Raw genomic sequence first — 14506 nt, 5'->3', positions numbered from 1 at the left:
TCGTTGAAGCATCAGGCCCGCATCGCTTCAGGCATAGCCCACCCAGCCGCGAAAGCTGAACGCCGCATAGAAGAGCTCGACATCCGCGAAGCCGGCTTCGCGCAGGATCGCCTCGTCCTGCCCGGGCGCCAGGATAACGGTTTGCGCATCGACGGCGGCGCGCGCGCTCCGCGCCTTCTCCGGATCGAGGCCGGACGCGACGGTGAAGGCCGAATAGCGCGCCAGCCAGCGCGCGCGGGCGCCATCGGCCTGCGGAAAGCCGAGATGCGCGACGATGAAGGGCGCGCCGGGCCGGAGGCGCCGGTGCATGGCGGCGGCCGCCGCACGCCGTTCCTCGATCGACATGAAATGCATGGTGAGCAGGCAGGTCGCGGCGTCGAACGGCCCTTCGGGGGCGTCCTCGGCATAGCCCCGATGCAATCGCGCGCGCGGCGCCAGCGGCCCCATCGTCCGTTCCGCCAGCGCCAGCATCTCCGCCGACGGATCGACGCCATCGAAGGTCCAGCCCGGCCGCGCCGCGGCGAACGCGGCGAGTTCGAGCCCGCCGCCGGCGCCAAGGACGAGCACCCGCCCCCGTTCCGGCACGCGTTCCGCGATCAGCAGCTCGGCCATGCGCTGCATCGCGTTGTAGCCCGGCACGAAACGCGGTGGCCCTTCGGCATAGCGGGCCACCGCCTCGGGATCGGAGAAATGCGCCTGTGCGGCGGGCGAAGGTGTCGGATCGGCTTTCATGAAACTTATAATGTTACATGAAAGCCCGGACGTCAAGACAGGCTGACGGCACGGTTTCAATCGGGGGATGGTGTCAGGCGGCTCTTTCGCGGCCGAAGCGGGCGGCCTTGTCCGCCCGGGGTTCGTTTCCCGCCAGCTCCGCCTTCGCCGCGTACAGCGAATGATCGGCGATTTCGAGCAGCGCCTCCGCCGTGGCGCCGTCGGCGGGCCAGTTGGCGATGCCGATGCTGGCGCCGACGCGGATCACATGGTTGGCGAGCTGATAGGGCGGCACGAGCGCCGAAAGCAGGTGATCGGCGACGTTCCGCGGCGCGATCGTCGATCCGGGCAGCAGCAGGATCGCGAATTCGTCACCGCCCAGCCGCGCGACCACACCATTGTCGCCGCACGCCTTTTGCAGGCGGGCGCCGACTTCGCACAACAGCCGGTCACCCATGGCATGGCCGTAGCGATCGTTGACGGGCTTGAACCCGTCGAGATCGAGCAGCGCGATCGAGAAGCAGCTATCCGGGCGGGCATGGGCGATTTCGTGCGCCAGCCGCTCGTCGAACGCGCGGCGATTGGCGAGGCCGGTCAACGGATCGGTATTGGCGAGATCGCGCATCTGGCGCTGGAGCAGCAGCAGATCGACGAGCTGGCCATGCTGCTGGAAGATCATGCGCAGCAGGAAGGCGCTGGCGACCGTCAGGCTGGTGCCCGCCGCCAGATCCATGCGATTGCCGGTGAAGAGCAGCAGCAGCGAGATCGGCAACAGCCCGATCGCCAGGTTGATGATCGTCGCGGCGCGGATGGTGGACAGGCAATAGACCGTCGCCAGCGATCCCATCGCCATGATCATCGGATAATAGATGCGCGTCTCGGCGGGCGCGCTCCACCAGCTCACCACGCACCAGGCGCTGCACAGCACGGCGAGCGTGCTCGAGACCCAGGTGGCGGCGGAGATCATCCGCCCGGCGGTCGCCACGTCGACGGCCATGTTGCGCTTCTTCATCCACGAGAAGAACCGGAACAGGCAGGCGACGCCCATCACCAGCGGCAGGCCGAGCCGGACGATCGAGGGCGCCCCCTCGCTCGATCCGTAGATCGTCGTCGGGATGGTGAGGAACAGGGTGAGGTACAGCAACGGAATCTGGCTTTGCAGCCGCGCGGCGCGCAGCAGCTTGAAATCGTCCTCGATGACGTCCGGAACCGGCGGAAACGCCGTCATCCGAAGCGATTTGATAATTCCCCTCATGCTGTCGCCGCTAGCAGCAAAGACTGAAGCTCTGGTTAAGCATAGGCACTGACACGAAATTTTCGTGGCCGGCGGGCCATGCTTTACGCGCCTTTAATCATGATCTCCCTATCGGTCCCGCCCGATGGAATCACATCGGGAGGGAAGCATGTCACGCGCCGCCGTCAATCCTACACTGCCCCAGAACGACACCCAGGCCGAACAGGCCAAGCGCGCCGCGCAGATCGCCGCCACCTGCCTGAACTATCAATGGACCACCGATGTGCCGACGCTGCCCGGCGTGCCGCTGGCGACCAAGGTGCCGGAGAACGACACGCCGACATTGTCGTGGTTCCTGATCCTGATCGGCGTCGGCCTGAAGATCGCGCGCAACCAGCTTTCGATCAAGGTGGCGAGCAGCGCCAAGGGCGAGATCGCCACGCCGCAACCCGCGCTCGCCGCCGCGCTGGCGCGGTGCGACGAGATCGAGGCCTCCGCCGCGCGCATCCATGTTGAACATGCGGAGCATGCCGCCACCGGCATTTTCGGCCGCATCGCCGCCGAGGTGGAAACGGGCATCGACTATGTCGAGCATGACGCGCATCTCGCCCTGCTCAGGCAGCATGCCCAGGAACTGCGCGGCATGGTCGAGATGAGCGATGCCGAACTGCGGGGCATCGGCACTGCCGATCCGCTCTCGCTCGACGCCTATCTGGCGCTGTTCGACACGATCCGCGCGCCCGGCATGGCCTATCAGTTCCAGGAGGACGATGTGTTCGCGCGGATGCGCGTCGCCGGCCCCAATTCGGTGCTGATCAAGGGCATCACCGCGCTTCCCGACAACTTCCCGCTTTCGGATGAGACCTATGCGGCGGTGGTCGCCAACGACACGCTGACCGCCGCGCTCAGCGAGGGCCGCGTCTATCTTTCCGACTATGCCGAGCTCGACATCCTGGTGCCGGGCATGTGGGACGGGCTGCCCAAATATGCCTATCTGCCGATCGCGCTGTTCGCGGTGCCGCCGGGCGGATCGTCGCTGGTGCCCGTGGCGATCCAGTGCGGGCAGGACAGCAGCCTCAATCCGATCTTCACGCCATCGGTGGCGGCAGCCGACACCTGGGGCTGGGAGATCGCCAAGCTGGTCGTCCAGGTGGCCGACGGCAATTATCACGAACTGTTCGCGCATCTGGCGCGCACGCACCTGGTGATGGAGGCCTTCGCGGTCGCGACGCACCGCCATCTGGCGGAGGTCCATCCGATCTGGGCATTGCTGGTGCCGCATTTCGAGGGATTGCTGTTCATCAACAACCAGGCGGCGACATCGCTGATCGCCGCGAACGGCCCGATCGACCATATCTTCGCGGGCACGATCGCCTCCAGCGAGAAGGCAGCGGCGAGCGATCGCCTCGCCTTCGATTTCCACGGCAAGATGCTGCCCAACGATCTGGCCGCGCGCAACGTCGCCGATCCGGCGGCGCTGCCCGACTATCCCTATCGCGACGACGCGCTGCTGGTGTGGCAGGCGATCCACGACTGGGCGACCCAATATGTCGCCATCTATTATGCCGACGACGCGGCGGTGACGGGCGATACCGAGCTGCTCGCCTGGGCGGGCTCGGTCGTATCCGAAGGGCTGGTGAAGGGCTTCAAGCCGATCGCCACGCGCGCCCATCTCGCCGATGTCTGCACGATGATCATCTTCACCGCGAGCGCGCAGCACGCGGCCGTCAATTTCCCGCAAAAGGAGATGATGGATTTCGCGCCCGCCATCACCGGCGCGGGCTGGGCAGCCTCGCCGACCGAACAGTCCGGCCATGGCAAGCAGGATTGGCTGGGCTATATGCCCCCGGTCTCACTGGCGCTGGAGCAGCTCAACACGCTCTACCTGCTGGGTTCGGTGCATTACCGCCCGCTCGGCACCTATCTCAGCAACGATTTCCCCTACCCCGCCTGGTTCCGCGATCCCGCGATCATCGGCGCGGACTGTGCATTGCCGCGCTTCCAGGCGGCGCTGCAGGCGGTGGAGGCCCGCATCGTCGCGCGCAACGCCGAGCGGCTGGCGCCCTATCCCTATCTGCAGCCCAGCCTGATCCCGACGAGCATCAACATCTGATCGCGCGGCGCGGCCGCGGATCGCATCACCGCAGCAGCAGCGCGCCCGCGATCAGCGCCGCGCCCGCCAGGATGGCGGCGGCGATCCAGCGGCCGGCGGTGGCGAGCGCGGCCGACAGCGCTGCGTGGGGCGCGGCCGCATCGGCGGGATCGGCTTCCAGCCGGCGGACGGCGGCGCGCACCAGACGCGGCGCGCCGTCGCCCAGCTTGCCGAGTTCCCAGGCAAGCGCCTGCACGGTCGGCGCCCAGTGTTCGGGCGAAAGCCGCGACCGCGCGATCCTGAGCGAGGATCGCCGCATCGCCCCCGACAGATCGAAATCGGGCTCGATCGCCAGGAGCACGCCGTCGATCGTCACCAGCGCCTTGAAGATCAGCAGCAGGTCCGGCGGCAGGGTCAGCCCCTCGTCGCGCATCATCGGCAGGAAATCGCCGACCAGCGCGCTCAACACCAGCGGGCCGCTGCCATGGCGCGCGACCAGCCGTTCGGCGGCCGAGCGGATGCGATCGCGCGGCGCGCTGCCCGCCGACCAGACCGCCAATATGTCGGCGAGCCGCGCGGGATCGCCGGTGTTCAGCGACTGGACGAAATCGATGAATTCCTCGCGCCGGCGCGGCGAGACATGGCCGATCATGCCGAGATCGAGCAGCGCGATCCGATCGCCCGGCAGGCACAGCAGGTTGCCGGGATGCGGATCGCCGTGGAAGCGGCCATTGACCAGCACCATGTCGAGCACGACATCCGCCCCCAGCGCGGCGATCGCGGCGGGATCGATGCCCGCGGCGCGCAGCGTGTCCCCGTCGCGGGGCGGAACCCCCTCGACATAATCCATCACCAGCAATGTTTCGGAGGTCCAGGCCCAGTGGATCGCCGGGATCACCACGCGCGGCTCGCCCGCGAAATCCGCGCGCAGCCGATCGGCGTTGCGGCCCTCGCCGGTGAAATCGAGTTCCTCCAGCACCGCTTCGGTGAGCTGGCGCATCATCGCGGCGGGCGCGAAGCGGCGGGCTTCCGCGCTTGCGCTCTCCGCGACGGCGGCAAGCTGCGCGATCAGGCGGAGATCGGCCTCCATGCGCGGACGGATGCCGGGCCGGCGGATCTTGAGGACCACCGCGCGCCCGTCGGCCAGCGTCGCGCGATGGACCTGCGCCATCGACGCGGCGGCCAGCGGCGCGGGATCGAAGCTGGCGAAGGCGGTCTCGGGCGGCTCGCCCAGCGCGGCTTCCACCGCCGGGCGCAGATCCTCGAACGCGAGCGTCGGCGCCTGGCTGTGCAGTTGCTCCAGTTCCGCGATCCATTCGGGCGGCAACAGGTCGCCGCGCGTCGCCAGGATCTGGCCGAGCTTGACGAAGGTGGGGCCAAGCGCCTCCAGCGCCAGCCGCGTGCGGCGCGGCAGGCCGTGAGGATCGCCGTCGCCACCCTCTACCGCGCCCGCCTCCGCGATGCCGAGCCGCGCCAGCACGATTCCCAGCCCGAAGCGGGAGGCAACCTGCGCGATCTCGCCAAGGCGATTCCGGTCGCGCGCGGCGACGAGCAATGTCCTGATCATGCCCGCCTTATCGCCCGCCGTCCGATCGGGGGCAATCGGTTCGGCCCTCCACCGCGCATCGCGCGTGCAGCACCGCGATCGCCTGATCGACGAGCAGCGCGATATCGGATGCGGCCAGCGCGCGGCGACGGATGGCGACGTGATAGATGACGTTGCCGACCAGCGTATCGAAGGTAAAGGCAAGCGTTTCCGAGTTCACGCCAGGCGCCAGGCGCCAGGCGGCGGAACTCGCGATAATAATATTCCTGCTCGCCGGTCATGTGCCGCAGCGTCGCCTGGTCGAGCTCGGGGAGGCGCGCGGCGCTTTCGGTGATGCTCAATATCGCCCGCCCGCGGCTGCCCGACATATATTCGGCACAAGCCGAGGCATGGGCGATGAGGATGGCGCGCGGCGCCTCGCTCGACGCGATCTCGGGCTCCACCGCGCGCGAGGTCTCGAACAGGATCGCCTCGACCAGCGCGAGCTTTGAGGCGAAGCGCCGATAGAGCGTCGCACGGCTGCACCCGGTCATTTCCGCGACCACATGCCCCGGGGACAATGCCAGTGCTGACTTGAGCACATTCACCGATCGGGTCGAGGCCGGGGATTCAATCGATATCTCCCGACGCGGCGAGCCGATCGATGCATGGCTCCGCACGTGATCAGGCGACGCCGAGCTTCGCACGCGCATTATCGTCGTCGAGTGCGGTCAGCAGTTCGGCCATGTCCGTCGCTTCCAGGAACGGGCGGATCTCCACCTCGCAGCGGCCCGGCATGGGGTTGGGGCAGCGCTTCGCCCAGGCCACGGCCTCGTCCATGTCCTTCACGTTCCAGATCGAGAAGCCGGCGACCAGTTCGCGCGTTTCGGCGAACGGTCCGTCGGTGACCGCGCGTTCGGGGCCGTCATAGACGATGCGCCTGGCCTCCCCGCTGGATTTGAGGCCGGCGCCCGCCAGCAGCACGCCGGCGCTCACCAGTTCTTCGTTGAACCGCTCCATCGCCTCGAACGCCTCCATCGTCGGCGGCGTGCCGTTTTCGCTGTCCTCGGTGGCTTTCATGAACACCATGACTCGCATCGTCTGTCTCCTTGCCTGACGCCGGCCACATCGGCCTGGCATCGGGACGACGAACGAGTGTGTCGGAAATCGACAGCGTTGGGCAAATTTTTATCGTGTTCGCTGCGCGCACCGGGGAAGCGCGCCCGGGGACGCTCGCTGCTCCATGTTCTGCGGCGCCTTGCGGAGCCGAGTAAACCGGATGATCGTCTCCGGCGGCTTCGACGTATAGTCATAAACCACCCGGTTGATGCCCTTCACTTCGTTCACGGTCCGCGTTGCCACACTGGTCAGGAAGCTGGCGTCGAAGGGGAAGACGTCGAATTGCGGTGCCAGTTTACTAAATAGTCCGATCAAGCTTTTGTGCCCGGGCCTCGCCTTCTGACTCGCGAAGCGCGCGGCACACCTCAGACCCAGCGCGATCATACATTTAGTAAGCTCGCGCCGTAATCCCCACCGCGGATCAGCTTCTTACGCAGCGAGCGGATCAAGTGCACCATCCTCTGATCGAGCCATCAATCCCCGCCGGCGTATCAGGAATATGACCGCGACGATCGGCAGCGAGAAACTCAATATCCACGCATCGAACGGTGACGGCCTGAAGAAGCCGGCACCGAGCAGCGACACATAGATCGGCTTGATCGACCAGGCGCCCGTTGCCCAATTCAGGCTAAACTGGCCAAGGCCAAAGGCACTGCCGAGCATCCAGAGCCAACGACGCTTGATGCCTTTGCTACGAGCGCCCTGGACAAGAGCCGTCAGGATCACGAACACCGAAGCGATCATCGCAGCAATCCAGGCGAAATGGATCGGGGTTTTTCCGCTGAACGAAAAATTGCCGATGGTCGACGGGCGCGCGTTTGTGGGCGTCACGTTCCAGCCGATCACTTCCCGCCCCTTTGCCGTCATCCGCAACATGATCTGCATGACCACCCAGGTTTTCCCGGCGCCGAATTCATAATTCAGCGCCTTGGTGGTGACAGTGCCGCTGCCGTCCGAGACGGTATTAGAGTTCACCGTGACGAGCATAGGCGTGCCGGGGGTCGACAGGGGCGCCGCGAGTTTATCCCTGCCGGCGACAGTCTGGGCAAACACCGTGGGCTCGATCTCCGCCTTCAGCGGATCCAGCTTGCCGGAACGAAGGCCGTCAATCGTTCGAAGCGCCAGAGCGCGATCCTCGGGTGAGGAGAGCCGCTCGTTCCAGTCAGAAGCCGAACACCCCGCAAGGACGAGCAACAGCCCGATCAGCAACAGCCTCATTTACAAGCTCCCCTCAGCAGTCGGGATGAGTTTTGCCGGGAAGCGGATGGAAAGCGAGAGAGAATGGTCGGAAACGGAGCAGATTGCATCGGGCGACCGACCGCCGGAAATCTGCTACTTCGCGTTCTGCGGCGCTTAGCAGCGCCGAGTAAACCGGATGATCGTCCCCAGGACGATCATTGGTTCCGGCGTTTGCGGCGCTTTGCAGCGCCGAGTGAACCGGGCAGACGTCCCCCGGACGTCTGCTTTTTCCGGTTCACTCCCACTCGATCGTGCCCGGCGGCTTCGACGTATAATCGTAGACCACCCGGTTGATGCCCTTCACCTCGTTCACGATCCGCGTCGCAACGCGGGTGAGGAAGCTGGCGTCGAAGGGATAGACGTCGGCGGTCATGCCGTCGGTGGAGGTGACGGCGCGCAGCGCGCAGACCGAGTCATAGGTGCGATGGTCACCCATCACGCCGACGGTCCGCACCGGCAACAGCACCGCGAACGCCTGCCAGATCGCGTCGTAGAGCCCGGCATTGCGGATCTCCTCGAGATAGATGGCGTCGGCCTTGCGCAAGATGTCGCAGCGTTCCTTGGTGACTTCGCCCGGAATGCGGATCGCCAGGCCCGGCCCCGGAAAGGGATGGCGGCCGACGAAGATGTCGGGCAGGCCCAGCTCGCGGCCGAGCGCGCGGACCTCGTCCTTGAACAGTTCGCGCAGTGGTTCGACCAGCTTCATGTTCATGCGTTCGGGCAGGCCGCCGACATTGTGGTGGCTCTTGATCGTCACGCTCGGCCCGCCGGTGAAGCTCACGCTCTCGATCACGTCGGGATAGAGCGTGCCCTGCGCCAGGAACTCGGCGCCGCCGATCTTGCGCGCTTCCGCCTCGAACACGTCGATGAAGGTCTTGCCGATGAACTTGCGCTTCTTCTCGGGATCGGTCTCGCCCGCCAGCCCGTTGAGGAACAGCGTCTCGCAGCTCACATGGACGAGCGGGATATTATAATGGTTGCGGAACAGGCTGACGACCTGATCGGCCTCTCCACTGCGCATCAGGCCGTGATCGACGAAGACGCAGGTGAGCTGCTCGCCGATCGCCTCATGGATCAGCACCGCCGCCACCGCGCTGTCGACGCCGCCGGACAGCCCGCAGATAACCTTGCCCTTGCCCACCTGCTCGCGGATCTGCTGGATCTTGGTCTCGCGGAACTCGGCCATCGTCCAGTCGCCGGGCAGGCCACAGACATGGCGGACGAAATTCGCGAGCAGCTTGCCACCGTCGGGGGTGTGGACCACTTCGGGGTGGAACATCATCGAATAGAAGCGCCGCGCCTCGTCGGTCGCGATCGCGAAGGGCGCGCCTTCCGAACGCGCGACGATCTTGAAGCCCTCGGGCAGCGCCTCGACGCGGTCGCCATGGCTCATCCACACCTGATGCGTGTCGCCGACGCTCCACAGACCGTTGAACAGCGCCGAATCGTCGATCACCTCGATAAAGGCGCGGCCGAACTCGCGGCTGTCCGAAGGCGCGACGGTGCCGCCAAGCTGGTGCGCCATGGTCTGCTGGCCGTAGCAGATGGCGAGGATCGGCAGGCCGGCCTCGAAGAAATGCTGCGGTGCGCGCGGGCTGTCGTCCCACATCACAGAGGATGGGCCGCCGGACAGGATGATGCCCTTGGGCTTGAGCCGCTCATAGGCTTCGGCGGCGGAATTGAAGGGCGCGATCTCGCTATAGACGCCGGCTTCACGCACGCGCCGGGCGATGAGCTGGGTCACCTGGCTTCCGAAATCGACGATGAGGATCGAATCCTGATGGTCTGCGGACATCGAGTCGGCGGCTCCTGTACGAGAGGGGAATGCGCGCGGCACTAGGTTGCCGAAGCCGCCCTGTCCAGTTTTGGCGCCCAGTTTTGGCGTCCAGTTCTGACGCCCGGTTTTTGGGCGTCCCGACCTGATGCTAGACCAACGACACGCCGCGCGATCCCTGCATCATCGCATCGAGCATGGTCAGCGTGCGCGCCAGCCGTTCGCGCGAGAGGCCGCCGCCGATCGAGATGCGCAACGCCCGCCCCGCCCCCGCCGGATCGACGGCGAAGGCGTCGGAGGTCACCACGGAGAGGCCGGCGGGGCGCAGCGTGCCCACCAGATCGGCGGCGGCGATGCCGGCGGGCAGCGCCAGCCAGAGATGATAGCCCTCCCCATGCGTCGCATAATCCAGGTCGCGCAGGATATCGGCGGCGATCGCCTGGCGCGCCGCCGCCTCCGCGCGCACCTCCGCCACCAGCGCCGCGAAACTGCCGTTGCGCAACCACAGGGTTGCGAGCGCGGCGCTGACCGGCGGCGGCATGATCGCGGTTTCGTGCAGTTCGGCCGCCAGCCGCCACGCATCGCGCGCGGTGGGCGCGCGCAGATAGGCGATGCGCAGCGCGGGCGAGATGATCTTGGACAGGCTCGTCACATGCCAGGTCCGTTCGGGCGCGAACGCGGCGATCGGCGGCAGCGGCTTCGCGGGCAACAGGCCATAGGCGTCGTCCTCGATCACGATCAGGTCGTGGCGCCGCGCGACGTCGGCGATGGCGCGGCGGCGTTCCTCCCCCATGGTCGCGGCTGTCGGATTGTCGTTGGTCGGCACGATATAGAGTGCGCGCACGCCGCCCGCGCGCGCGACAAGATCGAGCGCGTGCGGATCGATCCCCTCGCCATCACCGTCGATCGCGCGCACGGCCAGCCCGAAGCGCCGCGCCAGAGCCAGCAGCCCCGGATAGGCGAAGCGCCCGGCGCAGATCGTGTCGCCCGCCGACAAAAGAGTACCGAGGATCGCATGGAGCGCGTTCTGGCCGCCGCTCGCGACCAGCACATTATCCTCGCTCGCATCGATCCCGCGCGACGCGAGCAGGGCCGCGCCGGCGGCGCGATCGGGCTGCGTGCCGCCGCTCGGCTGGTATTGGAAGCGCCCGGCCGCCCCCGGCCCGGCGAGCAGCTCGGCCACGCCCTCGCGGAAACAGGCGGCGAAGCGCCCGCCCAGCGGCTCCGGCGGCAGGTTCATGCCGGTATCGGTCAGCACCGCGCCGGTGGCCTCCGCCTGCCCGCCCACATCGGCGCGCACGAAGCTGCCCCGCCGCCCGCCGCCCTCGATCAGGCCCAGCCGCCGCACTTCATTATAGGCCTTGGTCACCGTGGTCAGGTCCACCGCCAGCCGTTCGGCCAGCGCGCGCTGCGGCGGCAGCCGGTCTCCGGGCCTCAGCACGCCCGCCTCGATATCGCGCGCGAGCGCACCGGCGATCGCCAGATATTTGGGCGCGGCCTCCGCCGCCAGATCGGGCACCCAGCTTTGCATGTCTCTAACCTTGACTTTGCATGGTATTGTTACCATACATAATTGCGTATCGCACGGCAAACCAGCCCGTCCGAAAGAATCGGGACGATCGAGCATGACAGAGAGCAACACGCAAGCGTCGGACTGGCCGGCGCTGAAGCCCGTCGAGACCGGCATTCGCGGCAAATGCCCGCGCTGCGGCCAGGGCGCGCTGTTCAAGGGGCTGCTGACCCTGCGTGAACGCTGCGACCATTGCGGGCTGGATTACGGCTTCGCCGATCCGGCGGACGGCCCGGCCTTCTTCGTGATCTGCTTCGGCTGCGTGCCCGCCGTGGTGGTGGCGCTGATGATCGAGATCCTGTTCACGCCGCCCTTCTGGGTGCATCTCGTCACATCCCTGCCCTTCCTCCTGCTCACCTGCACGTTGCCGCTGCGGCCGCTCAAGGGCTGGCTGGTGTGCAGCCAGTTCTTCTACAAGGCGCGCGAGGCCCGGCAGATCGGCTGGCATATTCCCGAGAGATGACCGCGATCGAGCGCGCGCGCGCCGCGGCGGCGACCTATCTGGCGTCGCGCGGTTATGACGACGAGGCCCGCCGCGCCGCATCGGGCGAAGGCGACGATTTCGCCGAGGTCAGGATCGCGCTGGCGCTGATCGCGCAGGAGGAGCGGATCGCCCGGCGGAACGGCGCGGCGATGGCGTGGCACCGGGATTAGAAGCCGGGCAAATTCCGAAAGAGCCAAGGCACAAGAGCGCAATTGCGGAAACAGCGGCGCCACCACCACCCCGTTCGGGCTGAGCCTGTCGAAGCCCTGTCCTGCCTTGGGTTCAGGGTAGAAGGACAGGGCTTCGACAAGCTCAGCCCAAGCGGCGATATGGATCGCACCTCATCTTCGCCACGCGCGTGCGGATATTTTCCGCCTGATCAGCCGCATGCCGAATCCTCAGCGCAGCGCCACGCTTTCGCCGTCCAGGCGCACGCCGTCGATCTGGCCGTAGCGGACGGTGCAGGTGAAGCCGCGCGCGCTGGCACGGTCGCGATAGCCGTTGCGGGTTTCCACCGTGCCGCTCACCCGCCATTCGGTGCCCTCGCCCTCCACATCGGCGATATTGCGGACGCTGGCGTCGCTGCCATAGGCATGCGCTTCGTCCTCGGCGGCGCGGGCGCAGGCGTCGACCGCCGCGTCCTCGTCGCGAATCACCGCTGCGTCGTTGCTGGCATAGGCGTCACCGGCCGCCGGCGAATCATCCCGTCGATCGGCATCGACATTGGCATCGACGCTGGCATCGTCGCCAAGCCATTCGCCGTCGTCGGAACGGTCGGCATAGGCGTCGACGCTCCGATCGCGATTCCGATAGGCGATCTCGTCATCGACCTGCCGATCCTTCTTCGCGGACATGCCGGCGATCGCGGCGATGCCGCCCAGGATCACCACGCCGGCCAGCACATCGCCGCCGCGCACACCACGATCGCGATGGTGCCAGCCGCCGTTCCAGCCGCCATGATGGCCGCGATATGGCCGTGCCGCCGCGGGTGCGACCGAGGTGACGAGAATCGCGGCCGAGACCGCGGAACCAAGCAGCAAGCGGGCGAGCGCCATCGGAAACCCTTTCATCGGGCCGCCCTATCGACGGCCCATGCCATCTCTGCTAGGCGAATCGTGCTTTCAGCGCGATGAACCGCCGGAGACCGCAATCGCATGTCGCGAGCGCGGAAACGGCGGGTTTGAGCGCCCTTTCCTCGTTGACAGCGCGGGAAAGCGAAGCTAACAGCCCCACTTTCCCGCGCGGGGGTCCGGCCGTGGCCGTTCGCCTGTGTGGACAGCTTTGAAGATGAAGAGACAAGCCATGTTCGCTATCGTGCGCACGGGCGGCAAGCAGTATCGCGTTGCCGCAGGAGACAAGATCGCCGTCGAGAAGATCGCTGGCAATGCCGGTGATTCGATCTCGCTGGGCGACGTCCTGCTCGCCGGCGAAGGCAGCGAGCTCAAGGCCGCCAAGGATCTGACGGTTTCGGCCGAGATCATCGCGCAGGCGAAGAGCGAGAAGGTCATCGTCTTCAAGAAGCGCCGCCGGCACAATTATCGTCGCCGCAACGGCCATCGTCAGCAGATGACGATCCTGAAGATCACCGCGATCGGCAACGAGAAGCCGAAGGCTGCGGCCAAGAAGGCCGAGGAGCCCAAGGTTGAGGCAGCCCCCGAGGCCGCCAAGCCCGCAGCCGAGAAGAAGCCCGCAGCCGCCAAGAAGCCGGCCGCGAAGAAGACCGACGCGTAAGCGCGCCGACAGGAGTTTTGAGAGATGGCACATAAGAAAGCAGGCGGTTCTTCCCGCAACGGCCGCGACTCAGCCGGCCGACGCCTTGGCGTGAAGAAGTTCGGCGGCCAGGACGTCGTCGCGGGCAACATCATCGTGCGCCAGCGCGGCACCAAGGTCTATCCGGGCCGCAATGTCGGCATGGGCAAGGATCACACGCTGTTCGCGCTCGTCGAAGGCCGCGTGACCTTCCACGACGGCAAGCTTGGCCGCAAATTCTGCTCGGTCGATATTATGGCGCAAGCAGCCGAGTAAAATCGGGCGAACCGCATGACGGGTCGCCCCTGGGGCGGCCCGAAAACCTGCTGCGGCAGGTGAAGAGGGAGAGGGGTCGCCCCCGCTCCCTTTTTCTTTGTCTCCCTCATCCCACTGTCTCCATGGCGTAATCTGATTGCGGCATGGGGCGCGACATAGAGGAGAGAGACATGTTCGCGCGTACCCCAAGACTGCTGCTCCGGCCCGGCTGGCCGGAGGATGCGGCCGCGCTCGCCGCCGCGATCGGCGATGAAATGGTCGTCCGCAATCTCGCCACCGCCCCATGGCCCTATGATATCGATCATGCGCGGGATTTCCTGGCGGCGGAGCGCCATGCGGCGCTGCCCCAGTTCCTGATCGTCGCGCGCACCCATGGCGCGCCACGGCTGGTGGGCGGCTGCGGGCTCGGCCGCGCGCCGGGCGGGGATATCGAGATGGGCTATTGGATCGCCCGCCCCCATTGGGGCCTGGGCTATGCCACGGAGGCCGGCCAGGCGCTGATCGGCATCGCGCGCACGCTGAAGCTCGGCCGCGTCGTCGCGTCGCATTTCCTCGACAATCCGGCGTCCGGCCATGTGCTGCGCAAGCTGGGCTTCCGCCCCACCGGATGCGTGGTCAACCGGCCCAGCGCCGGGCGCGGCGGCGAAGCGCCCTGCGCGCTATATGCGCTCGCCGAAGGTGACGCCCTTCCCGATGGGGACGATTGCTACCGAATGGCGGCGTGATGCCGGCG

Annotated in this window: 16 protein-coding genes and 1 pseudogene; 7 read left to right on the top strand and 10 right to left on the bottom strand. The window is 66.9% G+C overall.

Translation table 11 applies throughout. The features are described from left to right. Positions 1-27 precede the first annotated feature (27 nt). Together ACODTA_RS08405 and ACODTA_RS08400 are read right to left on the bottom strand one after the other, a co-directional pair. Entirely contained in the window at positions 28-732 is a 705-nt protein-coding gene (locus tag ACODTA_RS08405; RefSeq protein ID WP_489065450.1) for a class I SAM-dependent methyltransferase, read from the bottom strand. 73 nt (positions 733-805) lie between these two features. Next, on the bottom strand, positions 806-1939 hold the full coding sequence (locus ACODTA_RS08400; protein WP_489065449.1) for a diguanylate cyclase domain-containing protein: 1134 nt from the start codon (positions 1937-1939) through the stop codon (positions 806-808). A 175-nt stretch (positions 1940-2114) separates the two neighbouring features. On the opposite strand from ACODTA_RS08400, the gene ACODTA_RS08395 reads away from it, so the two are divergent. Next, positions 2115-4058, top strand: coding sequence for a lipoxygenase family protein (locus ACODTA_RS08395; protein ID WP_489065448.1), 1944 nt, complete (start codon positions 2115-2117; stop codon positions 4056-4058). Positions 4059-4083: 25 nt separating this feature from the next. On the opposite strand, the gene ACODTA_RS08390 is transcribed toward ACODTA_RS08395, so the two are convergent. Further along, on the bottom strand, positions 4084-5604 hold the full coding sequence (locus tag ACODTA_RS08390) for an ABC1 kinase family protein (protein ID WP_489065447.1): 1521 nt from the start codon (positions 5602-5604) through the stop codon (positions 4084-4086). A gap of 7 nt (positions 5605-5611) precedes the next feature. Further along, positions 5612-5803, bottom strand: a complete 192-nt coding sequence (locus ACODTA_RS08385; RefSeq protein WP_489065446.1) for a hypothetical protein — start codon at positions 5801-5803, stop codon at positions 5612-5614. Positions 5804-5862: 59 nt separating this feature from the next. Here ACODTA_RS08385 and ACODTA_RS08380 point away from each other — a divergent pair, with 59 nt between their 5' ends. Then, positions 5863-6090: a hypothetical protein gene (locus ACODTA_RS08380; protein ID WP_489065445.1), complete on the top strand. Its 228-nt coding sequence runs from the start codon at positions 5863-5865 to the stop codon at positions 6088-6090. Between the two features lie 156 nt (positions 6091-6246). Here ACODTA_RS08380 and ACODTA_RS08375 read toward each other — a convergent pair whose 3' ends face one another. From ACODTA_RS08375 to ACODTA_RS08355, 5 genes and pseudogenes are all read right to left on the bottom strand, one after another. Beyond that, positions 6247-6660: a YciI family protein gene (locus ACODTA_RS08375; RefSeq protein WP_489065444.1), complete on the bottom strand. Its 414-nt coding sequence runs from the start codon at positions 6658-6660 to the stop codon at positions 6247-6249. A 183-nt stretch (positions 6661-6843) separates the two neighbouring features. Continuing rightward, positions 6844-6960: pseudogene (locus ACODTA_RS08370) on the bottom strand (GMP synthase (glutamine-hydrolyzing)); the annotation flags it as partial. Between the two features lie 150 nt (positions 6961-7110). After that, positions 7111-7899 (bottom strand): hypothetical protein, encoded by a 789-nt coding sequence (locus tag ACODTA_RS08365; RefSeq protein ID WP_489065443.1) that lies wholly within the window; start codon positions 7897-7899, stop codon positions 7111-7113. 256 nt (positions 7900-8155) lie between these two features. Then, positions 8156-9715: a glutamine-hydrolyzing GMP synthase gene (gene guaA / locus ACODTA_RS08360; RefSeq protein ID WP_489065442.1), complete on the bottom strand. Its 1560-nt coding sequence runs from the start codon at positions 9713-9715 to the stop codon at positions 8156-8158. A 130-nt stretch (positions 9716-9845) separates the two neighbouring features. Next, entirely contained in the window at positions 9846-11225 is a 1380-nt protein-coding gene (locus ACODTA_RS08355) for an aminotransferase-like domain-containing protein (protein WP_489065441.1), read from the bottom strand. A gap of 94 nt (positions 11226-11319) precedes the next feature. On the opposite strand from ACODTA_RS08355, the gene ACODTA_RS08350 reads away from it, so the two are divergent. Together ACODTA_RS08350 and ACODTA_RS08345 are read left to right on the top strand one after the other, a co-directional pair. Next, the gene (locus ACODTA_RS08350; protein ID WP_489065440.1) at positions 11320-11727 is read left to right on the top strand and encodes a DUF983 domain-containing protein; all 408 of its coding nucleotides are present in this window, start codon (positions 11320-11322) and stop codon (positions 11725-11727) included. Continuing rightward, positions 11724-11918, top strand: coding sequence for a hypothetical protein (locus tag ACODTA_RS08345; RefSeq protein ID WP_489065439.1), 195 nt, complete (start codon positions 11724-11726; stop codon positions 11916-11918). The genes ACODTA_RS08350 and ACODTA_RS08345 overlap by 4 nt, the downstream gene beginning before the upstream one ends. 228 nt (positions 11919-12146) lie before the next feature. Here ACODTA_RS08345 and ACODTA_RS08340 read toward each other — a convergent pair whose 3' ends face one another. Continuing rightward, positions 12147-12818, bottom strand: coding sequence for a hypothetical protein (locus ACODTA_RS08340; RefSeq protein WP_489065438.1), 672 nt, complete (start codon positions 12816-12818; stop codon positions 12147-12149). Between the two features lie 232 nt (positions 12819-13050). Between ACODTA_RS08340 and rplU the strand changes: the two genes are divergently transcribed. The 3 genes from rplU to ACODTA_RS08325 all read left to right on the top strand — a co-directional run bounded on the left by rplU (position 13051) and on the right by ACODTA_RS08325 (position 14498). Beyond that, entirely contained in the window at positions 13051-13479 is a 429-nt protein-coding gene (rplU, locus tag ACODTA_RS08335; RefSeq protein WP_489065437.1) for a 50S ribosomal protein L21, read from the top strand. A 24-nt stretch (positions 13480-13503) separates the two neighbouring features. Next, positions 13504-13773, top strand: a complete 270-nt coding sequence (gene rpmA / locus ACODTA_RS08330) for a 50S ribosomal protein L27 (protein ID WP_222990835.1) — start codon at positions 13504-13506, stop codon at positions 13771-13773. 170 nt (positions 13774-13943) lie between these two features. Continuing rightward, on the top strand, positions 13944-14498 hold the full coding sequence (locus ACODTA_RS08325) for a GNAT family N-acetyltransferase (protein WP_489065436.1): 555 nt from the start codon (positions 13944-13946) through the stop codon (positions 14496-14498). Positions 14499-14506: the final 8 nt, after the last annotated feature.

This window comes from Sphingomonas sp. FG14, assembly GCF_057809675.1.
The sequence above is the reverse complement of the archived record's forward strand: the minus strand, read 5'-3'. Positions and strand labels throughout refer to the sequence as shown.